Source organism: Nocardia thraciensis (assembly GCF_054782435.1).
In genome coordinates this window covers 20,740-43,884 of sequence record NZ_BAAGSM010000017.1, presented here as the reverse complement: position 1 = coordinate 43,884, position 23,145 = coordinate 20,740, and the positions used below count along the sequence as shown (strand labels likewise).

18 protein-coding genes and 1 pseudogene are annotated in these 23,145 nt (G+C 70.5%); 7 read left to right on the top strand and 12 right to left on the bottom strand.

What is annotated here, in order from left to right:
- Positions 1-4 precede the first annotated feature (4 nt).
- The 4 genes and pseudogenes from ACYVLQ_RS08040 to aroB all read left to right on the top strand — a co-directional run bounded on the left by ACYVLQ_RS08040 (position 5) and on the right by aroB (position 4,403).
- Positions 5-448: a prepilin peptidase gene (locus ACYVLQ_RS08040; protein WP_460696760.1), complete on the top strand. Its 444-nt coding sequence runs from the start codon at positions 5-7 to the stop codon at positions 446-448.
- Between the two features lie 93 nt (positions 449-541).
- Positions 542-1,747, top strand: coding sequence for a chorismate synthase (aroC, locus tag ACYVLQ_RS08035; RefSeq protein WP_460696759.1), 1,206 nt, complete (start codon positions 542-544; stop codon positions 1,745-1,747).
- Positions 1,744-2,262: pseudogene (locus ACYVLQ_RS08030) on the top strand (shikimate kinase); the annotation flags it as partial. The gene aroC and the pseudogene ACYVLQ_RS08030, both read left to right, overlap by 4 nt.
- A 1,004-nt stretch (positions 2,263-3,266) precedes the next feature.
- Positions 3,267-4,403, top strand: coding sequence for a 3-dehydroquinate synthase (gene aroB / locus ACYVLQ_RS08025; protein ID WP_460696758.1), 1,137 nt, complete (start codon positions 3,267-3,269; stop codon positions 4,401-4,403).
- An 11-nt stretch (positions 4,404-4,414) separates the two neighbouring features.
- Here aroB and ACYVLQ_RS08020 read toward each other — a convergent pair whose 3' ends face one another.
- The 8 genes from ACYVLQ_RS08020 to ACYVLQ_RS07985 all read right to left on the bottom strand — a co-directional run bounded on the left by ACYVLQ_RS08020 (position 4,415) and on the right by ACYVLQ_RS07985 (position 13,529).
- Entirely contained in the window at positions 4,415-4,888 is a 474-nt protein-coding gene (locus tag ACYVLQ_RS08020; protein WP_460696757.1) for a B-4DMT family transporter, read from the bottom strand.
- A gap of 100 nt (positions 4,889-4,988) precedes the next feature.
- A complete protein-coding gene (locus ACYVLQ_RS08015; RefSeq protein WP_460696756.1) occupies positions 4,989-5,111 on the bottom strand; it encodes a hypothetical protein in 123 nt (40 codons plus the stop codon).
- Positions 5,112-5,159: 48 nt separating this feature from the next.
- Positions 5,160-5,990 (bottom strand): shikimate dehydrogenase, encoded by an 831-nt coding sequence (locus ACYVLQ_RS08010; protein WP_460696755.1) that lies wholly within the window; start codon positions 5,988-5,990, stop codon positions 5,160-5,162.
- The gene (locus tag ACYVLQ_RS08005) at positions 5,980-7,521 is read right to left on the bottom strand and encodes an endolytic transglycosylase MltG (RefSeq protein WP_460696754.1); all 1,542 of its coding nucleotides are present in this window, start codon (positions 7,519-7,521) and stop codon (positions 5,980-5,982) included. Before ACYVLQ_RS08005 ends, ACYVLQ_RS08010 begins: the two co-directional genes overlap by 11 nt.
- Entirely contained in the window at positions 7,514-8,128 is a 615-nt protein-coding gene (gene ruvX, locus ACYVLQ_RS08000; protein ID WP_460696753.1) for a Holliday junction resolvase RuvX, read from the bottom strand. The genes ACYVLQ_RS08005 and ruvX overlap by 8 nt, the downstream gene beginning before the upstream one ends.
- Complete coding sequence (gene alaS / locus ACYVLQ_RS07995) at positions 8,128-10,794, bottom strand: alanine--tRNA ligase (RefSeq protein ID WP_460696752.1); 2,667 nt, start codon at positions 10,792-10,794, stop codon at positions 8,128-8,130. Before alaS ends, ruvX begins: the two co-directional genes overlap by 1 nt.
- A gap of 112 nt (positions 10,795-10,906) precedes the next feature.
- Complete coding sequence (locus ACYVLQ_RS07990; RefSeq protein WP_460696751.1) at positions 10,907-12,253, bottom strand: replication-associated recombination protein A; 1,347 nt, start codon at positions 12,251-12,253, stop codon at positions 10,907-10,909.
- Positions 12,254-12,359: 106 nt separating this feature from the next.
- Positions 12,360-13,529 (bottom strand): phosphotransferase family protein, encoded by a 1,170-nt coding sequence (locus ACYVLQ_RS07985; RefSeq protein ID WP_460696750.1) that lies wholly within the window; start codon positions 13,527-13,529, stop codon positions 12,360-12,362.
- Between the two features lie 228 nt (positions 13,530-13,757).
- On the opposite strand from ACYVLQ_RS07985, the gene ACYVLQ_RS07980 reads away from it, so the two are divergent.
- Entirely contained in the window at positions 13,758-15,005 is a 1,248-nt protein-coding gene (locus ACYVLQ_RS07980; RefSeq protein WP_460696749.1) for a DUF2189 domain-containing protein, read from the top strand.
- A gap of 133 nt (positions 15,006-15,138) precedes the next feature.
- Here the strand turns inward: ACYVLQ_RS07980 and aspS are convergent, their stop codons facing one another.
- A complete protein-coding gene (gene aspS / locus ACYVLQ_RS07975) occupies positions 15,139-16,929 on the bottom strand; it encodes an aspartate--tRNA ligase (RefSeq protein WP_460696748.1) in 1,791 nt (596 codons plus the stop codon).
- A 165-nt stretch (positions 16,930-17,094) separates the two neighbouring features.
- Between aspS and ypfJ the strand changes: the two genes are divergently transcribed.
- Both ypfJ and ACYVLQ_RS07965 read left to right on the top strand, forming a co-directional pair.
- A complete protein-coding gene (ypfJ, locus tag ACYVLQ_RS07970) occupies positions 17,095-18,012 on the top strand; it encodes a KPN_02809 family neutral zinc metallopeptidase (RefSeq protein ID WP_460696747.1) in 918 nt (305 codons plus the stop codon).
- A 270-nt stretch (positions 18,013-18,282) separates the two neighbouring features.
- Positions 18,283-18,879 (top strand): hypothetical protein, encoded by a 597-nt coding sequence (locus tag ACYVLQ_RS07965; protein WP_460696746.1) that lies wholly within the window; start codon positions 18,283-18,285, stop codon positions 18,877-18,879.
- 128 nt (positions 18,880-19,007) lie between these two features.
- Here the strand turns inward: ACYVLQ_RS07965 and ACYVLQ_RS07960 are convergent, their stop codons facing one another.
- The 3 genes from ACYVLQ_RS07960 to ACYVLQ_RS07950 form a co-directional block, all read right to left on the bottom strand.
- Positions 19,008-20,087 carry a 2-oxoacid:ferredoxin oxidoreductase subunit beta gene (locus ACYVLQ_RS07960; protein ID WP_460696745.1) on the bottom strand — a complete coding sequence of 360 codons (1,080 nt, stop codon included), beginning with the start codon at positions 20,085-20,087 and terminating at the stop codon, positions 19,008-19,010.
- Positions 20,087-21,997, bottom strand: coding sequence for a 2-oxoacid:acceptor oxidoreductase subunit alpha (locus ACYVLQ_RS07955; protein ID WP_460696744.1), 1,911 nt, complete (start codon positions 21,995-21,997; stop codon positions 20,087-20,089). The genes ACYVLQ_RS07960 and ACYVLQ_RS07955 overlap by 1 nt, the downstream gene beginning before the upstream one ends.
- Positions 21,998-22,117: 120 nt before the next feature.
- On the bottom strand, positions 22,118-23,143 hold the full coding sequence (locus ACYVLQ_RS07950) for an Rv2578c family radical SAM protein (protein WP_460696743.1): 1,026 nt from the start codon (positions 23,141-23,143) through the stop codon (positions 22,118-22,120).
- Positions 23,144-23,145 lie beyond the last annotated feature (2 nt).

Here is a 23,145-nt window from a genome sequence, read left to right as displayed (position 1 = left end):
CCGCATGACACCTGTCGCGTTCGGATTGCTGACCGTGTGGTGCGCGGTGCTGAGCGCCGTCGACCTCCGCGAGCGGCGGCTGCCGAATCCGCTCACGGGGGCGGGCGCCTTGGCGGTCTTCGGTTACGCGCTGACCGACGGCCGGCTGGTCGCGGCGGTGACGGGAGCGCTGCTGCTGTCCGTGCCCTACCTCGTCGTCCATCTCGCCTCCCCCGCGGCGTTCGGCGCGGGAGACGTGAAGCTGTCCGTCGGCTTGGGCGCGGCCGCGGCCTGCGGCGGCGGTCCGGCATGGGCGTGGGCGGCCATCGCAGCCCCGCTGCTCACCGCCGCCGCGGGCCTCATCGCGCTCGCCCTGCCCCCGGCCCGCGCCGGTCCCGGGAGTCGCACGGTGCCGCACGGGCCCTCGATGTGCGTGTCGACGCTGCTCGCCCTACTGCTGGCGGGGTGAGGAACCGGACCCGACCGCTCCGTCGGCCCGGCGACCGAGGTCGCGGCCCACCGGATGTCCGGCCGACGGCGTTCGCGTGGAAAGATGGATGGCGTGTTGCGCTGGATTACCGCTGGTGAGTCTCATGGTCCTGCCCTCGTCGCGATCCTCGAGGGGATGGTGGCCGGGGTGGAGGTGACCTCCGCCGATATCGCCGCGCAACTGGCGCGCCGCCGGCTCGGGTACGGACGCGGGGCCCGGATGAAGTTCGAGGCCGACAAGGTCACCGTGATCGGGGGGGTGCGGCACGGGCACACCATGGGCGGCCCGGTCGCGATCGAGATCGCCAATTCCGAGTGGCCCAAGTGGACGCAGGTCATGGCCTCCGATCCGGTGGACGAGGCGGAACTGGCCGAGCTGGCGCGCAATGCGCCGCTGACCCGGCCACGGCCCGGCCACGCCGACTATTCGGGCATGCTCAAGTACGGCTTCGAAGACGCCCGCAACGTGCTCGAGCGGGCCAGTGCCCGCGAGACCGCCGCCCGGGTGGCCGCGGGCACCGTCGCCCGGCAGTTCCTGCGCCAGGCGTTCGGCGTCGAGGTCGTCTCGCACGTGGTGTCGATCGGCGCCGCACGGGCCGCAGACGGCGTGATCCCGACGGCCGCGGATCTCGCCGCTGTCGACGAGAGCCCGGTGCGCGCCTTCGACAAGGAGGCGGAGGCGGCGATGATCGCCGAGATCGAGGCCGCCAAGAAGGACGGGGACACGCTCGGCGGTGTCGTGGAGGTCGTGGTCGAGGGCCTGCCGGTCGGGTTGGGCTCGTTCACCAGCGGTGAGAACCGCTTGGACTCGCGGCTGGCCGCGGCCCTGATGGGCATCCAGGCCATCAAGGGCGTCGAGGTCGGCGACGGATTCGAGACCGCGCGCCGGCGCGGCAGCCAGGCCCACGACGAGATGCGGCCCGGCCCGGACGGCGTGCTGCGCTCCACCAACCGCGCGGGCGGCCTCGAGGGTGGCATGACCAACGGCGAGCCGCTGCGGGTCCGCGCGGCCATGAAGCCGATCTCCACCGTGCCGCGGGCGCTGGCGACGGTGGACATGGCCACCGGCGACGAGGCCGTGGCCATCCATCAGCGCTCGGACGTCTGCGCGGTGCCCGCCGCCGGTGTCGTCGCCGAGGCGATGGTGGCGCTGGTCGTGGCGCAGGCCGCGCTGGAGAAGTTCGGCGGCGATTCGCTGCCCGAGACCGTCGGCAACCTCACCGGCTACCTGAAGCGGATCACCGCGCGCCCGCACCTGCCGGGCGCCGACGGTTCATGATCGTGCAGACCGACCCGCGCCGGCCGGGCGTGGTGCTGGTCGGGCCGCCCGGAGCGGGAAAGTCGACGATCGGCCGCAAGCTGGCCCGCGAACTCGGGGTCGACCTGTACGACACCGACGCCGGGATCGAGGAGGAGGCCGGGCGCAGCATCCCGGAGATCTTCGCGGCCGAGGGCGAGCCGGAATTCCGGCGCATGGAGGAGCGCGTGGTGCGCCGCGCGATCCTCGAGCACAAGGGCGTGGTGTCCCTCGGCGGCGGCGCGGTGCTGTCGGCCGCCACCCGCGAGCTGTTGCGCGGGCGCACCGTGGTGTACCTGGAAATCAGTGTCGCCGAAGGACTTCGGCGCACCGGCGCCAGCACCAACCGCCCGCTGCTGGCCGGTGACGACCCGGGCGCGAAGTACCGCGCCCTGATGCGCGAACGCCGCCCGCTCTACCGCGAGGTGGCCAGCATCCGGGTGCGTACCGACGGCCGCAGCCCCGGTCGCGTGGTGCGCAATATCCTGGGCAAACTGGGCGTCGAGCCGGTGGAACGGGAACCGGCCCCCGCCGCACCGCCCGACGACGAAAACGCCGTTCGGCGGTCTCGCTCACGCCGCCGCCGACGCCGGGGACGCGGCGGCAAGCCTTCTAACGAGGCCGCGACAGCAGCGGACTCGGCCCAGGGCCCGAGGGCCACACGGCAGGACTCCGACTCGACCCCGACTTCCGCTGCACCGGAAGCGAATTCGACAGGCACCGACGACACCGCACCGAAGCGCCGCTCCCGCCGCTCGCGCCGCGGAGGTCGACGCCGCCGCAGCACTGCCGAACCCGCCGCAGCCGCCGAGGGGACGTCCGCCGAGCCCCTCTCCCCACCGCGGAACTCGTCCGGTGGCAACGACGCCTCGAAACCACGGGCGGCCACGGCAACATCCGCGACACCCCAGACGACCACGGCAACATTCGCGACACCCCAAACGGCCACGGCAACATCGGCGGCGCCACGGACCGCCGGCGCGAACGAGGGCCGCCCCACCGGATCTGACGACGGACCCGCTGGCGCGACACGCACCGCCAACCGTACGCGGCGCAGCGCCCGGCGGGCGACGGGCGCTCCCGGTTCCGCACGGAAAACCGAAGCGGCGCACAGTGATTCGACGCCCTCGACCGGAGCAGGGACCGAGGGCTCGCCGACCGGACCTGCCGACCCCGCCTCGACCGCACGCACCGACCGCCGCGCGGGACGCCGACGCGGCGCTCGCCGCGCATCGGGCGCTCCGGGCGCCGTTCGTGAATCGGACACCACTGCCAGCTCGACACCCAGCGCCGCCGTGCCACCGGCGCCGGATTCGGCCGCGATCACGGTGCCCGGCGCGGAAACGGGTCGTCATGCGGGAGGCTGGAACTCTCTCGGAGCAGAGGCGAGAACCGAGACCCCTGAGCAAACCCCACCTTCGGCGGCCGATGCGACGCAGAATTCGGCGAACGCCCGGCAATCCCGAGTACACACGTCACGAGCAGAATCGGAGCAGCAAGTATGACCGAGCCCAGCCGTATCGAGGTCCGCACGGCCGATCCGTACCCGGTGATCATCGGGCGCGGGCTGCTGGGTGACCTGGTCGAGCAGGTGGCGGGCCGGTCCGGCGTGCGGACCGTCGCGATCTTCCACCAGCCACCGCTGGCCGAGACGGCGGAGGCGGTACGGCAAGCGCTGCACGATGCCGAGCCGGGCCCGGCCGGAGAGAAGATCGACGCGCACCGTATCGAGATTCCCGACGCCGAGGCGGGCAAGGACCTGCCGGTGGCCGGATTCTGCTGGGAGGTGCTCGGCCGCATCGGGCTGACCCGGCAGGACGTGGTGATCAGCCTCGGCGGCGGCGCGGCCACCGACCTGGCCGGTTTCGTGGCCGCCACCTGGATGCGCGGGGTGCGGATCGTGCACATCCCGACCACCCTGCTGGCCATGGTCGACGCGGCGGTCGGCGGCAAGACGGGCATCAACACCGAGGCGGGCAAGAATCTGGTCGGCAGTTTCCACGAACCGGCGGCGGTGCTGGTAGACCTGGCGACGCTGGAAACGGTGCCGCGCAACGAGATCGTGGCCGGTATGGCCGAGATCATCAAGGCGGGTTTCATCGCCGACCCGGTGATCCTGGACCTGATCGAGCGCGACCCGCAGGCCGCGCTCGATCCGACCGGCGAGGTGCTGCCGGAGCTGGTGCGCCGCGCGATCCAGGTCAAAGCCGATGTGGTGGCCGCGGACCTGAAGGAGGCCAGCCTGCGCGAGATCCTGAACTACGGTCACACCCTCGGCCACGCCATCGAGCGCCGCGAGCGCTACCGCTGGCGGCACGGCGCGGCCGTCTCGGTGGGCCTGGTGTTCGCCGCCGAACTGGGTCGGCTGGCCGGTCGGCTGGACGACGCCACCGCCGACCGCCACCGCACCGTGCTGGAGAGCGTCGGCCTGCCCACCACCTACGACGCCGACGCCCTCCCCCACCTGCTCGAGACCATGCAGACCGATAAGAAGACCCGCTCCGGCGTCCTGCGCTTCGTCGTCTTGGACGGACTGGCCAAGCCGGGTCGCCTCGAGGGCCCGGACCCCAGCCTGCTCGCCGCCGCCTACGCCACGATCGCCCGCGAGGACGCGCCGGGCGGCGGAATCCTGCTGTAAACCGGGGCCGCTTACAGCGCCGAGGCGGCCGTGGGCGGCGGGGCGGGCTCGGCCTTCTTGGCCTCGCGGCCGACCAGGAAGCGGCCCAGGGCGACCCCCGCCATGCCGGGTACGAAGATCAGCAGGATGATGAACGACGCTCCGGCGGTGAGCTCGAAGCCCAGGCCGTTGTCGCCGAGGTCGAACTTGGGCAGAAAGTCGAGCACCCACGCCACCACACCGGCGCCGAGACCACCCGCGACACCGGCCTTCAACCAGAGCATGGTGAGGTCGGCGCCGCCCCGCTCGGGGTCGGGATTCGACCGGCGGTCACGGCGGCCGTCGAGCAACCCCCACGTGACCACGGCCGCGATCAGCACGATCAGGCACAGAATCCGCATCCACGAACCGTGCGTCGGCCAATAGATCATCCCGAAACCGAGCACGGTCCGGAGCACCACGGTCAGCGCCCCGAGCGCCACGGCGCGCAACACCCACGCATTCATGCCGATCACCTTAACCTGCCGAACTATTCCGAAAAACAGTAACCGGTTACAGAACCCGGGGCGAGGCACCGGCAGGTGAGGCCGGGGTGCGGACGAACGGTCAGTTGGGGGCCGGAATCCAGATGTCGTACCTACCGCTGCCGTCGTTGCGCTGCACGCACTCCGCCTGCGCGTGCCATTGCGGGGCCTCCTTCAAGCAGAAGCCCAACGCGATATCCGACACGCTCTCCAGACAGACGAACCCCCATCGCAACGCTCGGGCGCCGTGGCATCAGCTTCCGGGTCGAAGCCCGTCGTCCAGCGCCGCCGCCATTTCCGTCCGCGGCGCGGCCCGGCCGGTGAACAGCTCGACCTGCCCGTATGCCTGGTTCAACAGCATCTGCAGGCCGCTGACCACCGTATGCCCGGCCCGTGCCACCGCGTCGGCCAGCGGTGTCGGCCAGGGATCGTAGATCGCGTCGAGGACCAGCGGCGCGAGGGCGGCCGCGTCGGCGACGACGGCCGCCGCGGCGGACGGGACGGTGCTGACGACCACGCCCGCGGTCGAACACGCGGTCCGCACCTGCTCCGGCTCGAATGCCTTGTACGCAGCGGTCATCCCGAGTCGCTCAGCGAGTTCCAGTGCGCTGCTCGCCCTTGCGGCATCGCGAGCCGCGACGGTCACCGAGTTCGCACCGAGTTCCGACAGCGCGTACAACGCCGGACGCGCGGTGCCGCCGGCACCCAGCACCACGGCGTCGGTGACCGAGGTGACCCCGCCGCCGCGCAGCGCGCCCAGCACCCCGTCGATGTCGGTGCAGTCCGCACGCCAGCCGGTGCCGGCGCGCACCAGCGTATTCGCCGATCCCACCAGCACGGCGCGTTCGGTCCGCTCCTGGGCGTAGGCCAATGCGGCTTCCTTGCCGGGCATGGTCACCGAGAGTCCGATCCACTCCGACCCGAGCCTGTCCACCAGCGCGGGCAGCTGCTCGGCCGAGCATTCGAGACGCTGGTAGGTCCATGGCAGTCCGAGTGCCCGATACGCGGCCAGATGCAGCTGGGGAGAACGGGAATGGGCAATCGGCTTTCCCAGCACCGCGGCCTTGCGGACCTCACCGTCCACTGTCGAGAACCCCGTTGTTCTGGGCTTGGGTGATGTTCCGCAAATGGTCGGAATAGCTCTTGGTGAACAGCGTCGTCCCCGAATTGTCGACGGTGACGAAATACAGCCAGTCGCCGGGTGACGGATTCTCCACGGCGTGTAACGCGTCCAGCGACGGCGCCGAGATCGGATTCGCGGGGAGGCCAGCCATGGCATAGGTGTTCCACGGAGTGGCCTTCGCGCGATCGGCGTCGGTGGTGGCGACCTCGATCTCGTTGAGCGCGTAGTTCACCGTCGAATCGAACTGCAGCATCTGACCGACCTTCAGCCGGTTCACGATCACTCGTGCCACCTTGGCCATGTCGGGGGGTTTCGCCTCGCGTTCCACCAGCGATGCGGCGATCAGCGTCTGGTACGGCGACAGCCCGTTCGCCGCACCGGATTGCAGCAGGCCTGTCGATTCGTAGGTGGCGGCGCTCTGGGTGATCAGCTGGTGCAGAATCTGCTGCGGCGTGCCGCTCGGATCGAAATCCAAGGAGCCTGCGGCGATGAGGCCCTCGAGCTGCCGACTGCGGTCGGGCGCCCGCCGCACTTCCTGCTCGGCCCAGGCCGGAACGCCGAGCGCGGCCAGATCGGTGCTGGCGCCTGCCCCGGCAAGCTCCTCAGCGGTCACACACCTGCGCGCGGGCTCGGCGCCCAGGCAACTTGCCTGCGCGACGAGGGAAAAGATTCCCGGCGTAGGGGCCGCGTTCTTTTTCACCTCGGATTGATCGTGCAGCAGCCGCCCTTCGGAGATCACCACATTGCCGACGCGCGAATCCTTGCTCATCAACGCCGTCACCGCGTCGGCGCCCTTGCTGCGCGCGGGCACGGCATAGAAGCCGGGCCGCACCGAGTTCATCTTCGAATTGCGGATCGCGGCCTCGTAGAACGCGCCGGTGCTGGCGACGACACCCTTGTCGAACATGGTCTGGGCGATCTGCTCGGCGGTGTCGCCCGCCTTCACCCGCACCACCACGGGCGGTCCGGCAGGACCCGCGTAATCCTCGGGCCCGCTGAGCTTGCCGATGACCTTGTACCCGGCGTACCCGCCCGCGGCCACGAACAGCAAGATGAATACGCAGCCGAGCAGCCACAGGTTCCGGCGGCGGCGCTTGCGCTCGGCCGCCTTGCGCGAGGCGACGCGGGAACGGCGACTACGCGACTGGCCGCGCCCCGACTCGGCGCGGGTGCTCCGACCGCGCGGCGCCCGGCCGCCCCCGGCCTGGCCGCGGGCGTTCTGGCCCCTCGTCGGCCTGCCGCGCTGCGGCGCCCGCTGGGGCGGCGGCGTGGGAATCGGGTCCTGCTCGTCGTCGGTGTAGCGCGGGATGACGGTGGTGTCGTCCTCGTAGTCGTCCCAGTCGTCACCGACCGGCGCGGCATGTCGGGAACCCCGGCCGCGCACGGCCCGGTTGTCGGCGCCGCCCAACCCGCGGTCGGGGCGCCGCCGGTATCTCCGCTCCTCGACGCTTTGCCGATGACGTTCCTCGGCCCGCGCCCAGCGGTCATTCATCCGACCACCCTGCCGCCTGCTCCCCGGCCGACTTCAATACCGCACTCCGTTCGTCCAACCATCCCTGCAGGATCGATACGGCCGCCGCCTGGTCGATCATCTGCCGCTGGCCACGCGCGCGAACTCCACTGTCCCGCAATGCACGTGCAGCTGTCACCGTAGTCAAACGTTCGTCGGAAAGTCGTATCGGCACTCCGGGAATCAGCGACCGCAAACGTTCGGCGAAGGAGATCGCCAGCTGCGCGGAGGCACCGTTCTCCCCGCGCAAGGTGCGAGGCAGGCCGACGATCACCTCGACGGCCTCGTATTCCCGCACAATCTCGGCAATCCGCGCGAGATCGATTGCCGGATCGCCCTTTCCGCCGGTGCCGCGCCGCGCCTTGGCGCTCGCCCGCGGCACGGTCTCCACCGGGGTCGCCAGGACCCCGTCCGGATCGCAGGCCGCGACGCCGACGCGGACGGTGCCGACGTCGATCGCGATCCGGCGACCGCGACCCGGATCGGTCGCGGGGTCGGGCCGGTCGGCGGTGCCCACCGAGCGGTGACGGGTGGCGGCGTCGCCGGGCCTGGGGGGCTCCGGCGACCGCGGACTCTCGGAGCTGTCCATCAGGCGGCGAGCTCGGCCACCCGCGCCCGCACCGCGGCCAGCCCCGCCTCGATTCCGGACGGGTCGGACCCGGCGCCCTGCGCCATCTCCGGTTTGCCGCCGCCGCGACCCGAGACGCTCGGGCCGAAGCTGCCGACCAGGTCACCGGATCTGAATCCCAGTTCCTGCGCGGGCTTGTTGACCGTGACCACGAACGGCACCTTGCCCTCGGCATTGCCGAGCAGCACCACCACGGCGGGCTCGGAACCGAACCGTCCGCGGATATCGGTGGCGAGTGCGCGCAGGTCGCCCGCGCCCACGCCCTCCGGCGCGGCCGCCGCCACCAGCAGCACCTTGCCGGTGCGCTGGGCCTGCTCGACGAAGGTCCCGGCCTGCGACAGCACGGCCTGGGCCTTGCTGCGCTCGAGCTCCTTCTCGGCGGCCTTCAGGCGCTCCACCAACTGCTCGACGCGGGCGGGCACCTCCTCGCTGGGCACCTTCAGCGACGACGCCACACCGGCCAGCAGCGCGCGCTCCTTGGCCAGGTATCTGTAGGAGTCCAGGCCGACGAAGGCCTCGACGCGGCGCACGCCGGAGCCGACCGACGATTCGCCCAGCACGGTGATCGGGCCGATCTGCGAGGAGTGCTCGACGTGGGTGCCGCCGCACAGCTCCATCGAGAACGGGCCGCCGATCTCCACGACGCGCACCTCCCTGCCGTAGTTCTCGCCGAACAGCGCCAGCGCGCCCATCGCCTTGGCCTTGGGCAGATCGGTGACGAACGTGTTGACCCGGAAGTCGGAGCCGACCGCGTCGTTGGACACGGCCTCGATATCGGCCTTCTGCCGTTCCGACAGCTGGCCCTGCCAGTTGAAGTCGAAACGCAGGTAGCCGGGCTTGTTGAGCGAGCCCGCCTGTACCGCGTTCGGGCCCAGCACCTGCCGCAGCGCGGCGTGCACCATGTGGGTGCCGGAGTGGCCCTGGGTGGCGCCACGCCGCCAGGCCGGGTCGACCTGGGCGAGCACGGTGTCGCCCTCGGTGAGCTGCCCCTGCTCAACGGTGGACTTGTGCACCCACAGCTTCTTGGCGATCTTCTGCACGTCGTTGACCTGCAGCTTCAGCCCGGACGCCGTGATCGTGCCGCGGTCGGCGATCTGGCCGCCCGATTCGGCGTAGAGGGGGCTGCGGTCCAGGATCACCTCGACGTCCTGGCCGGCGGTCACCGTCGGCACCCGGACGCCGTCGGCGATCAGCGCGAGAACGGTGGCCTCGGTGGCGAGTTCGTCGAATCCGGTGAATTCGGTGGCGCCGCGGTCGACCAGTTCCTTGTAGATGGACAGGTCGGCGTGGGCGTGCTTGCGGGCGGCGGCGTCCTCTTTGGCGCGCTGGCGCTGTTCGGCCATCAGCGTGCGGAAGCCCTGCTCATCGACCTCGAGCCCGGACTCGGCGGCCATCTCCAGGGTCAGGTCGATCGGGAAGCCGTAGGTGTCGTGCAGGGTGAAGGCGTCCGAGCCCGCGATCTTCCTGCCGCCACCGGACTTCACCTCGGCGACGGTCTCGTCGAACAACCGGGAACCCGTGGAGAGCGTCTTGAGGAACGCGGTCTCCTCACCGACCGCGACATTCTCTATGCGCTTGAAATCGCTGGCCAGCTCGGGGTACGACGGCGACATGAGCTCGCTGACGATCTTCATGAAGTCGCCCATCACCGGCTGTTCGGCGCCCAGCAACCGGGCCGAGCGCACGATGCGGCGCAGCAGGCGGCGCAGCACGTAGCCGCGGCCGTCGTTGCCGGGGTTGACGCCGTCGGAGATCAGCATGGCCGCGCTGCGCGCATGGTCGGCGATCACCCGGAACCGCACGTCGTCGGCGTGCTCGACGGCGTACTTCCTGCCGGTCAGCTCCTCGGCCTTGGTGATGATCGGGCGCAGCAGGTCGGTCTCGTAGACATTGTCGACGCCCTGCAGCAGCATGGCGACGCGCTCGACGCCCATACCGGTGTCGATGTTCTTCTTGGGCAGCGACCCGATCGGCGGGTGCCCCTCCTTGGGGCTCAGCTCGCCGCGGATGTCCTGCATGAAGACGAGGTTCCAGATCTCGAGGTAGCGGTCCTCGTCGGCGACCGGGCCGCCGTCCTTCCCGTGCTCCGGGCCGCGGTCGAAGTAGATCTCCGAGCACGGGCCGCCGGGGCCGGGCACGCCCATATCCCAGTAGTTGTCCTTGCCGTCGCGGTACTGGATGCGCTCGGCCGGGATTCCGGCGACGCGATGCCAGATCTCGGCGGCCTCCGGGTCCGACTCGTAGGCCGTTACCCAGATCCGCTCGGGATCGAAGCCGAACCCGCCCTCCTCCTGCGACTTGGTGATCAGCTCCCAGGCGAGGGTGATGGCCCTCTCCTTGAAGTAGTCGCCGAAGGAGAAGTTGCCCGCCATCTGGAAGAAGGTGTTGTGCCGGGTGGTGACGCCGACCTCATCGATATCGCCGGTGCGCACGCACTTCTGCACGCTGGTGGCGCGCGCGTAGGGTGCCGCCTCCTGACCCAGGAAGTACGGCTTGAACTGGACCATGCCCGCGTTGACGAACAGCAGGTTGGGGTCCGGCAGGATCAGCGAGGCACTGGGCACCTCGGTATGTCCGGCACGGACGAAATGCTCCAGGAAGCGCCGTCGAATCTCGTGGGTCTGCACAGATATCCAGCCTACCGGGAGCGGTCCAGCGGGTTTCCGGCGGTGGGCGAAGACCACCTCGCCCTCCCGGCACGCTCACCCACTCGTTCCCGGGGCTTCGGCCCGGCGGAACTCAGCTGCCCCGCACGATCCGGCGGAGTTTGGTCACCCGGGGGCCGACCTCGCGTTCGTAGCCGTGGTCGGTCGGGTCATAGTAGTCCTTGCCGACGAGTTCGTCGGGCGGGTACTGCTGTGCCAAGACGCCGTCCGGGTGGTCGTGCGGGTATTTGTAGCCCTGGGCGTTGCCGAGTTTCGCGGCGCCCGCGTAGTGACCGTCACGCAGGTGCGGCGGGACCAGGCCCGCCTTGCCCTGACCGATATCGGACATCGCCGCACCGAGGGCGGCGGCCACCGCGCCCGACTTCGGGGCGGTGGCGATGTGGATCGTGGCGTGGGTCAGGGCCAGCTGCGCCTCCGGCATGCCGACCAGCTGTACCACCTGGGCGGCGGCGACCGCGGTCTGCAGGGCGGTGGGGTCGGCCATGCCGACGTCCTCGCTGGCCTGGATCATCAAGCGGCGGGCGATGAATCGCGGATCCTCGCCCGCGCTGATCATGCGGGCCAGATAGTGCAGGGCGGCGTCGACGTCGGAGCCGCGCAGCGACTTGATGAACGCGCTGATCACGTCGTAGTGCTGGTCGCCCGCGCGGTCGTAGCGCACCGCCGCCTTGTCGACGCTGGCCTCCACGAGGTCCACGTCGACCGTGCCGTCCAGCGACGATTCCGCCGACGCCTCCAGCGCGGTGAGCGATCTGCGCGCGTCGCCGCCCGCGATCCGGACGATGTGGTCCAGCGCCGCCTCGGTGACCGTGTACTGCCCCGCCAGCCCGCGCGGGTCCTCGATCGCGCGCCGCAGCACCGCGCGAATGTCGTTGTCCGACAACGATTGCAGCTGCAGCACGAGCGAGCGCGAGAGCAGCGGCGACACCACCGAGAACGACGGGTTCTCCGTGGTCGCGCCGACCAGCAGCACCACCCGGTTCTCCACCGCCGCGAGCAGCGCGTCCTGCTGGGTCTTGGAGAAGCGGTGCACCTCGTCGATGAACAGCACCGTCTGCTCCCCCGACAGCAGCCGCCGCCGCGCGAGTTCGATGACGCCCCGGACCTCCTTCACCCCCGCCGACAGCGCCGACAGCGCCTCGAAGCGACGGCCGGTGGCGTGCGAGATCAGCGACGCCAGCGTCGTCTTGCCCGTACCGGGCGGCCCGAACAGCAGCACCGACGCCGCCCCCGACCCCTCGACCAACCGGCGCAGCGGCGATCCGGGCCCCAGCAGATGCTGCTGCCCCACCACCTCGTCCAGGCTCGCCGGACGCATCCGCACCGCCAGCGGGACATGCTCACCCGCCCCGCGGAACTCGACCGCGGTACCGCCGATCGGAGCGTCCGCGCCGGGAGCCTCGAAAAGTCCCTCGCTCACGACTGTCCCTCGCTGGCGCGCCGCACCGTCGGATCGCTCGCAGGCCTACTCACATCTGCTGACGGTACCGCCGAGGTCCGACAGAACACCGCACGCCCGCGCGGCCCTACTCCTCCCAGTACTCCTCGAGGGTGGCCGAGACGTGTTCGGCGAAATCGCCCAGGGTGTCGTCGCCGGTGCAGCGGGCATCCTCGGCCAGGGCTGCCCAGCGGTTGATGAGGGCGGCCGAGCGCGGGACGGAGAGGCCGTGTTCACGGGCGGCGGCGATGCGGGTGTGGTCGGCGGGCAGGAACCAGTAGGTGGTCAGCCACACCCAGATCAGGCGGGCCTCCAGGATCCGCTCGGCCAGCAGCGCGTCGTCGGCGAGGGCGGGCCAGACGCCGACCACCTCCGACCGCCACGCCTCCACCATCTGGCGCCCGCGCTCCCGCGACAGCTCGAAATCGCACAGGCAGCCCGGGAACGACACCAGCGCGTAGGCGATGTCGAGGGTGGCGTCGCGGAAACCGCCCCACTCGTAGTCCAGGAACCGCGCGCCCTCGTCGTTGAGTATCACGTTGTCGGGGCACAGGTCGGACGGGCTGAAGGCGCGGAACCGCCCGGCCGCGAACAGCCGGTTGCCGCGCACGATGCGCTCGGCGATCTCGCCCGGCACCTCGATGCCCAGCTCGCGGGCGAGCATGCCAGGCACCTCGCCGATGGCCGCCTCCGCCTGCTCGGCTATGCCGTCGACGCGGTGCACCACGTCGACCCGGCGCAGCAGGGCCACGAAATCGGGCTCGCGGCCGACGGTCGCGGCGTGCATGCGGCCCAGCGCCTGCGCGAAGGCCATCAGCGCGTTGCGCGTGGCGGGTTCGGCGCCGGACTGCAGCACCGACGTCATCGAGGCGTTCTCGCCGAGATCGCTGAGGATCAGCACCCGCTCGGCCAGGTTGTGCGCCAGCAAATACGCGCCGGGGCGATGCTCGCTGCTCAGGGCGGTGGTGAACTGATAGGACACCGCCTCGCGCAGGAAGGCGGAGTCGATGCTGGCCACACCCGGCGCCAGGCCGCCGATGCGACGATCTTGCGCGGCGCCGCGGACCTGCTTCACGATCAAGGTCCGTGGAAGTGAAAAGGCGTTCTCCGCAACACGCACACGCAGTACCGTTGTCCTGCCACTGCCGCTGAGTTCGATCGGATCGCTCAGCTTTACCGGAGCACCCATTCGCTTGGTGAGCAACTGTTGTGCCGCGGACACGACTTCGGCGGCGCGTTCGGCCAATAGTGCGGTCATCGCGATCCAAGTTACTCGCTCCAGGTCACTTTCAGCGAGCGGTTCGACAACCTTTCGCGCGTCGCTCGGCGTGTCATTGTGAAGCGATTGCTACCGGTGCCGGATTGTGGTCAGGCACCACGGGACACCCGGGCCGCGGTTGCTTGACACATCCTGGCGGGTCCGGTTGTCTCATCGTCAACTGCTGTGTGCCACACCGTAACCCAGGTGATTCGAAAGGTCCTCACGATGACCGACACCCCGCGCTCAGGGCCGACGCGCCGAGGGGCGGCGTCCGGCGACACACCGGCGGAGGGTGGTGACCAGCGGCCCGCAGCAGATTCCGGGCAGCATCAGAACCCCGAGCCCGCACCCGTTCCCGGCGCCGAACCACCTCGCGAACACGGCCGCCACGAGATGCCGGGCGCGGCGGGCTATCCGCGGTTCGAGGGTCCGGGCGCCGCGCGGTACGGCAGCGAGGCGGTGGCGGCGCCGCCCGCGGTGCCGTCGCAACCGGCCCCGGGCGGGGCGCCCATACCGCCGCCGCAGCCGGGCCGCCACGCCGACGCATCGGGCAATCAGCCCGCTGCCGAGCGGCCCGCGGGCCCGACGTCGGGGGCGCCTGCGGGTACCGCGTACGGGGCCGCGCCCGGCGGGCAGTCCTACGCCGCGCCGCCGGAGACCTCGCCCAGCCAGGGTGGTCCCGCCTACGGGCAACCAACGCAACCGATGCCGGGCTACGGCAATCCTTCCTCCGGCTCGCCCGGGCAGGCACCGCCCGAATACGGCCAGCCGCCGCCTGGTTACGGCGCGCCGCCGGGATATGGCGAGGCACCGCCGGGATACGGCCAGCCGCAGGGCGCCGCACCCGTCCCGCCGCCCGCCGGGCTCAATGTGGGTGACGCGCTGGGCTACGGCTGGCACAAGTTCCGCGACAACCCGATTCCCTGGATCGCCATCACCCTCGTGGGGTTCGTCGCGTATCTCGCCGTCACGCTGGTGATCAATGTCGGCGACGTGAACTCGCTGCTGCCGCTACTGCTCATCTTCCTGGTGGTCGCGCTGGTGGTGTGGCTGTTGCAGGCGGCCATGATTCGCGGCGGCCTCTACGAATGCGACGGCACCCCACCGGATTTCCAGGCGTACTTCGGATTCGTCAACGCGGGCAACGTCCTGCTCACCGCGCTGCTCGTCTTCGTGGCCGCGACCGTCGGCATCGCGCTGTTCGTCGTCCCGGGCATCATCGTCGGATTTCTGTGCATGTTCGCGCTGCACTTCGTGATCGATCGGGACCTGGACCCCTTCTCGGCGATCAAGGCCAGCGCGGAACTGGTGATCGCGAACCTGGGACCTGTCCTGCTGCTGGCGCTGGCGGTCGTGGTGATGACCTTCTTCTCGATGCTGCTGTGCGGGATTCCGCTGCTGGTGACGGGTCCGCTCACCGCCATCGCGGTCACCTACTCCTACCGCGTCCTCACCGACGGGCTGATCGCGTGACCACGGTCAGGCGCCCGCGGCCAGCCACCAGCGCTTGAATCATGCGGATTGCCGGCGCCGATTCGGCCACGTGCTCGGCGGCGTCGGATAGGGCCGTCTCGACCGGGTCGAGCACGATGCCGCCGTCCGGCAGCTACTTCTTCGCCGGGACCGGGTTGCCGTGCTCGTCGAGCACCACGTCCAGGCCCGCCTCCTTGCGCTGCTGCGCGGTGATCGGCGCGGGCGCCTCGGTGAGCGGGTCCACGCCGCCGCCCGACTTCGGGAACGCGATGACGTCACGGATCGAGTCCATCCCGGACAGCAGCGCGGTGATGCGGTCCCAGCCGAAGGCGATGCCGCCGTGCGGCGGGGCGCCGAAGGCGAAGGCGTCGAGCAGGAAGCCGAACTTCTCCTGCGCCTCGTCGTGGCCGATGCCCATCACCTCGAACACCCGCTCCTGCACGTCGCGGCGGTGGATGCGGATGCTGCCGCCGCCGATCTCGTGGCCGTTGCAGACGATGTCGTAGGCGTAGGCCAGCGCCGATCCGGGATCGGTGTCGAAGGTGTCCAGCGACTCCGGCTTCGGCGAGGTGAACGCGTGGTGCACGGCGGTCCAAGCCGAATGGCCCAGGGCCACATCGCCGCTCGCGGTCGCGTCGGCGGCGGGCTCGAACATCGGGGCGTCCACGATCCACACGAACGCCCAGGCGTTCTCATCGATCAGGCCGCACTTGCGCGCGATCTCGGCGCGCGCGGCGCCCAGCAGCGCCCGGCTCGACTTGGCCTCGCCCGCGCCGAAGAAGATGCAGTCGCCCGGCTCGGCGCCGACGTGCTTGGCCAGCCCCTCGCGCTCGGCCTCGCTCAGGTTCTTCGCGACCGGACCGCCCAGCGTGCCGTCCTCGCCGACCAGGATGTAGCCCAGGCCCTTGGCGCCGCGCTGCTTGGCCCACTCTTGCCAGGCGTCGAGCTGGCGCCGCGGCTGGCTCGCGCCGCCCGGCATCACGACCGCGCCTACGTACGGCGCCTGGAACACCCGGAACGGCGTGTCCTTGAAGAACTCCGCGCATTCGGTGATCTCCACGCCGAAGCGCAGGTCCGGCTTGTCCGAGCCGTAGCGCCGCATGGCCTCGGCGTAGGTCAGGTGCGGGATCGGCGTGGTGATCTCGTGGCCGATCAGCTTCCACAGCGCGACCAAAATATCCTCGGCCAGCAGGATCACGTCCTCCTGGGTCACGAAGCTCATCTCGAGGTCGAGCTGGGTGAATTCGGGCTGGCGGTCGGCGCGGAAGTCCTCGTCGCGGTAGCAGCGGGCGATCTGGTAATAGCGCTCCACCCCCGACACCATCAGCAGCTGCTTGAACAGCTGCGGGCTCTGCGGCAGCGCGTAGAACTTGCCGGGCTGCAGGCGCGCCGGGACCAGGAAGTCGCGGGCGCCCTCCGGCGTGGAACGGGTCATGGTCGGGGTCTCGACCTCGACGAAGGCATGCTTGTCCAGCACGGCGCGAGCGGCGGCGTTGGCCTTGGAGCGCAGCCGGATGGCGTGCGCGGGACCCTCGCGGCGCAGGTCCAGATAGCGGTACTTGAGCCGGGTCTCCTCGCCGGGCTGCTCGTCCAGCTGGAACGGCAGCGGCGCGGACTCGTTGAGCACCTCCAGCTCGGTCGCGTTGACCTCGATGGCGCCGGTCGGCAGGTTCGGGTTCTCGCTGCCGTCCGGGCGCTGCTCGACCACGCCCGTGACCTGGACGCAGTACTCGGCACGCAGCCGGTGCGACTGCTCGGCGGGCGCGCCCTCGCGGAACACCACCTGCGACACACCCGACGCATCGCGCAGATCGATGAAGATCACGCCACCGTGGTCGCGCCGCCGGGCCACCCAGCCGGTGAGGGTGACGGTCAGACCGGCGTGTTCGCTTCGCAGCGAACCAGCCAAGTGGGTGCGCAGCACGGGATTCCTTTCGACGACTCGGTGCACCGGCGCGATGTGACCAGGCGCGAGCCAATACTAGTTAGACACGTTCAGCGACCGGAAACCGATATCCGCGCGGCCGTGTCAAGCTTTACATCGGATCCGTGCCTACACCCAGCCGACACCTGCGAGAGGGCGACGAGGATGACCTTCAACGAAGGTATGCAGATCGATCCGGACCGGGTCTCCTCCGGCGGTCCCGGCATGGGCGGCAAGCTGGCGCTGGGCGGCGGCGCGGGCGGGATCGTGGTGCTGGTGCTGGCGCTGCTGTTCGGCGGGGATCCCGGATCGCTGCTCGGGCAGTTCACCGGCGCGGGGGCCGACTCGTCCCAGCAGGGCACGGCCAAGACGCCCGAGCACTGCAGGACCGGCGCGGACGCCAACCGCTACGTCGACTGCCGCGTGGTCCTGACCGCCCAGAGCCTGGACAACGTGTGGGGCGCGCAGTTGCCCGAGCAGACCGGGCGGCGGTACGTGCCGCCGAAGGTGACCCTGTTCAGCGGCGCGGTGAACACCGGGTGCGGCCGGGCGACCAGCGCGGTGGGGCCGTTCTACTGCCCCGCCGACCGCACCGCCTACTTCGACACCAGCTTCTTCCAGGAGCTGACCGACCGGTTCGGCGCCAGCGGCGGTCCGCTGGCGCAGGAGTACGTGGTGGCGCACGAGGTCGGCCATCACATCCAGAACCTGCTCGGCGACTCCGGGCGCGCGCAGCGGGACCCGAAGGGGCCGGAGTCCGGGTCGGTGCGCCTGGAACTGCAGGCCGACTGCTACGCCGGGCTGTGGGCGTCCTTCGCCGACAAGCAGCCCGCGCCCGGCAGCGATCAGCCGTTCCTGAAGCCGCTGACCGACAAGGACATTCGCGACGCCCTCTCGGCGGCGGCCGCGGTCGGCGACGACCGCATCCAGAAGGCGTCGACCGGTCGGGTCAATCCCGAGGGCTGGACGCACGGCTCCTCCGAGCAGCGGCAGAAGTGGTTCCTCACCGGCTACCGCACCGGCCGGGTCAAGTCCTGCGACACATTCACCGCGCCGGATCTGGACAATCCCCCGGCGCGCTGACGGGCGGGCGTGGCGCCGTGAATCGTGCTGTGACCTAGGAGCTTTGCGAGCCTACGGCGCTGCGGGAGGCGCCGCCACCTACGTGGTCCGCGTCCGGGTCGGCGGTGGCCGGTCGATCACCGCCACGCTGTGGACGAATTACCGTGGGGCGCATCGGCTGTGATCGCGCCGACTCGTAGTCTTCGGGCGCGTCGCCGATGATTCTCGCTCGCGACGGTCCACAATCACGGGCGGGGTTTCGCCCCGACCTGATGAGGAGGATGTCGGTTCATGCAGAGATTCGGTGCGACAAGGCGATTCGGGATGCCGCGCGCGGCCGCCGCGGCGGCCGTTCTGACCACCGCGCTCCTCGGCCAGGGCGCTGCCGCAGTCGCCGACCAGCCGCCGCCCGGACCGGGCGCTCCGGCTCCCGCCCAGGCCGCTCCGCCCGCACCGGCACCCGCGTCGACGGCGGGGTCCTTGACGCTCACCACGATTCCCGCGGGCTGGCAGGTTCGCACGGATCTTGCGCCCACGCTTCAGGTGCAGCCGGACGGACGGGCGGTAGCCAGCCTCGATGCCGCCAGCCCGGACCGCCCGGTGGGCGCCGCGCCCAAGTCGGCGACCGGCCGCGTGGCGCCGGAGGTGGTGAATTCGGCTCTCGCCGAGGCCAAGTCGCTGGCCGACGCCGATATGGGAATGCCGTCGGACGCCGACGGCAGTAGCACCATGCTCGACTTCCTCGGCGCCGCCCCCGACCAGGACATCCACCTCATCGTCTACGCACAGGGCAAGCAGGAGGGCCTGTCCCCCGAGCAGCAGTCCCAGCGCAAACGCTTCGACGACCTCTGCAAGAAGCTGTTGTCCGCCTTCGTCCAGGACCGCTGATTCCGGCCAAGAGAGTGCCGGAAATGTGGTGGGGCGCGTACCGGAAATATAGGGGCGCATACCGGAAGCGTGGCGGGGCGCGTACCCGAAATGTGGTGGGCGATAGCTTAACGGGACGGCGTCAGCCGTCAGCCGACCGTCCAGGTCTCCTTGCCGGTCAGCAACTCCTGCAGTGAACCGTCTCCCACCGGCTTGCGCTCCCGGGCCATCGTGGTCTGGGCGCGGACGCCGTCGTCATACGTCGGGCGGGAGACGCTGCGGAAGATGCCGACGGGGACGTGGGACAGGTCCTGGTCGGACAGGCGGGACAGGGCGTAGGCGTACTCCGGGTCGTCGGTGTAGGCGTCGTGGACGACGATCTCGGATTCGGCGACCGTCTCGGCCCGCACCACCCTGAGACCGAAACCCTTTCGCACGACCGCGAATTCGCCGTCGGCGCCGAAGCGGACGGGTTGCGCGTGCCGGAGCCTGATCAGGTGGGATTCGGCGTTCTCCTTGCGCAGCGCGTCGAACGAGCCGTCGTTGAAGATCGGGCAGTCCTGCAGGATCTCTACGAAGGAGGCGCCGCGGTGCTCGGCGGCGGCGCGCAGCACCTCGGTCAGCCCCGTGCGGTCCGAATCCAGCGCCCGCGCCGCGAACGTGGCCTCGGCGCCCAACGCCACCGACAGCGTGTTGAACGGATGGTCCACCGAACCCATCGGCGTCGACTTGGTGACCTTGCCCGGTTCCGAGGTCGGCGAGTACTGCCCCTTGGTCAGCCCGTAGATCCGGTTGTTGAACAGCAGGATCGTCATGTTCACGTTGCGGCGCAGCGCGTGGATGAGATGGTTGCCGCCGATGGACAGCGCGTCGCCGTCGCCGGTCACCACCCACACCGACAGATCGGGTCGGGTCACGGCCAGTCCGGTGGCGATGGCGGGCGCGCGGCCGTGGATCGAGTGGATCCCGTAGGCGTCCAGGTAGTAGGGGAACCGGCTCGAGCACCCGATACCGGAGACGAACATGAGATTCTCGCGACGCAGCCCGAGTTCGGCGAGGAAGCCGCGCACGGTGGCGAGGATGACGTAGTCGCCACAGCCGGGGCACCAGCGCACCTCCTGGTCGGAGGTGAAGTCCTTGGCCTTCTGCGGCCCGTCCGCGCCGGGCACCCCGGACAGTCCGGTCAGGCCGAGATCGGTGCCCACGAGCGAGGTTTCGACAATGGTCATCACTTGCCCCCTGGGGTGCGATACGTGGCCCGCGCACGCGCGGCGAAGGCCTTGTCGTGTTCCATTTCCGCGATGGAGCCGTCGAGCGCGGCGTCGATGACACCGACCAGTTCCTGGGCCGAGAAGGCGGTTCCGGCGATCTTCGTCCACGGCTGCACGTCCACCAGGTAACGGGCGCGCAGCAGGGTGGCCAGCTGGCCGCCGTTCATCTCCGGGCACACCACCGTGCGGTAGCGGCGCAACACCTCTTCGGTGTTGGCGGGCAACGGGTTCAGATTCCGCAGGTGCGCCTGCGCCACCGGCACCCCGCGCCGCCGCGCCCGGCGGCACGCCTCGCCGATCGGGCCGAACGAACTCCCCCAGCCGATCAGCAGCAGTTCGGCGCCGCCTTCCGGATCGTCGACCTCCAGGTCGGGAACCGCTATGCCGTCGATCTTGGCCTGCCGCAACCGCACCATCAGCTCGTGGTTGGCCGGGTCGTAGGAGATGTTGCCGCTGCCGTCCGCCTTCTCGAGGCCGCCGATGCGGTGCGCCAGGCCGGCCGTGCCGGGTATCGCGAGCGCGCGGGCGAGCGTCTCCGGGTCGCGCGCGTACGGCTGGAACGAATCCGCCTCCGCCTCGGATTCGAAGCCCGGATCGATCGGCGCCAGCGCGGCGACATCCGGAATGGCCCACGGCTCCGACCCGTTGGCGATCGCCCCGTCGGACAGCAGCAGCACGGGCGTGCGGTAGGTCAGCGCGATGCGGGCCGCCTCCACCGCGGCCGCGAAACAGTCCGCGGGCGAACGCGGTGCGACGATCGCCACCGGCGACTCACCGTTGCGGCCGTACAGCGCCTGCAGCAGGTCGGCCTGCTCGGTCTTGGTCGGCAGGCCGGTGGAGGGGCCGCCGCGCTGCACGTCGACGATCAGCAGCGGCAGTTCGGTCATGACGGCCAGGCCGATGGTCTCGCTCTTGAGCGCCAGGCCCGGGCCGGAAGTGCTGGTGACGCCCAGTGCCCCACCGAGCGAAGCACCCAGTGCCGCACCGATTCCCGCGATCTCGTCCTCGGCCTGGAAGGTGGTGACGCCGAAGCTCTTGTGCTTGCTCAGCTCGTGCAGGATGTCCGACGCCGGAGTGATCGGGTAGGTGCCCAGGAACACCTCCAGACCCGACAGCTGCCCGGCGGCCACGATGCCGTACGCCAGCGCCGTATTGCCGGTGATCTGCCGATAGGTGCCCGGCGCCAGGGTCGCCGGGGCGACTTCGTATGTGGTGGCGAAGGTTTCGGTGGTCTCGCCGTAGTTCCAGCCGGTGCGCAGGGCGATCAGGTTCGCCTCGGCGATAGCCGGTTCGGCCGCGAACTTCTCCCGCACGAACTGCTCGGTCCCCGCGATCGGCCGCCCGTACATCCATGACAGCAGCCCGAGGGCGAACATGTTCTTCGCGCGCTGGGCGTCCTTCTTGCCGATGCCGGTGGATCCGGTGGCGGCCAGCGTCAGCGATGTCATCGGCACCCGGTGCACGACGAAATCCGACAGCGTGTCGTCGGCGAGCGGATCGGTCGCGTACCCCACCTTGGTCAGCGTGCGCTTGGTGAACTCGTCGGTGTTCACGATCACCGTGGCACCGCGGGCCAGATCTTCCAGATTCGCCTCGAGCGCAGCCGGATTCATCGCCACCAGCACGTCGGGCTGGTCACCCGCGGTGAGGATGTCGTGGTCGGCAATCTGGATCTGGAACGAGGAGACGCCGGGCAGCGTGCCCTGCGGCGCCCGGATCTCGGCCGGGAAGTTCGGCATGGTGGCGAGGTCGTTGCCGAAGGCCGCCGCCTCGTGCGTGAAACGGTCGCCCGTCAGCTGCATTCCGTCGCCGGAGTCACCGGCGAAGCGGATAACGACCTTTTCGAGTCGACGCGTTTCGTCAGCCATGCGCCTGCATCACTTCCTCGTCGGTATGAGGTACCACTGGCCAAGTTACTCCCCCGCACCTCGGACACACCCGAGTTATGTGCGGTCCAACAAGATTGAGCAGATTCAGCCCGGACTGCGTCAGGCGAACAGCGCCAGCTGCGGATCGGGCTCCCGCGAGCCGGTATCCGGCTCCCGGGGCGGCGCGGTGTCGCCCGGCCGCTCGCGGTGCAGTCCGTGCCGCGCGAGCAGCGGATCGACCCGGCCGCGTAGCCACGCAGAATACTCCGGTGTGACGTACGCCCCACGACCGTACAGCTGCCGGTACCGCCGCAGCAGCGCTGGGTGGTGGGTGGTCAGCCATTCCAGGAACCAGCCGCGCGTGCTGCCGCGCAGATGCATCGGGAACGCCACCGCGCTCGCGGCGCCGGCGGCGGCGATCTCGCCGAACAGCGCGTCCAGGTGGGCGCTGCCGTCGGAGAGACAGGGAATCACCGGGGCGACCATGACGTGCACGGCGAACCCGGCATCGGCCAGCGCGCGCACCAGATCCAGCCGGGCGCGCGGCGACGGCGTCCCCGACTCCAGGCTGCGGTGCAGGTCCTCGTCGAGGATCGCGATCGAGACCGCGAGGCTGACCGGCACCACCCGCGACGCCTGCACCAGCAGCGGCAGATCGCGACGCAGCAGCGTGCCCTTGGTGAGAACGGAGAACGGCGTGCCCGAATCGGCCAGTGCGCCGATGATGCCCGGCATCAGCCGGTAGCGCCCCTCGGCGCGCTGATACGGATCGGTATTGGTGCCCAGCGCCACGCCTTCGCGCCGCCACGAGCGCCGGTGCAGTTCGCGGCGCAGCACGGCGGCGACGTTCGTCTTCACCACGATCTGGGTGTCGAAGTCGCGGCCCGCGTCCAGCTCCAGGTATTCGTGGCTGCCGCGGGCGAAGCAGTACCGGCAGGCGTGCGAGCAGCCGCGCATCGGGTTGATCGTCCAGTTGAACGGCAACCCCGAACCCCGCGGCATCTTGTTCAGCGCGCTCTTGCACAGCACCTCGTGGAACGTGACGCCCTCGAAGTCGGGAGTCCGGACGCTGCGGACGAAACCCGCGCGCTCGAGCCCCGGCAACGCCCCGTCATCGACGTCGAGGGTCTGCTTCTGCCACCGCACAC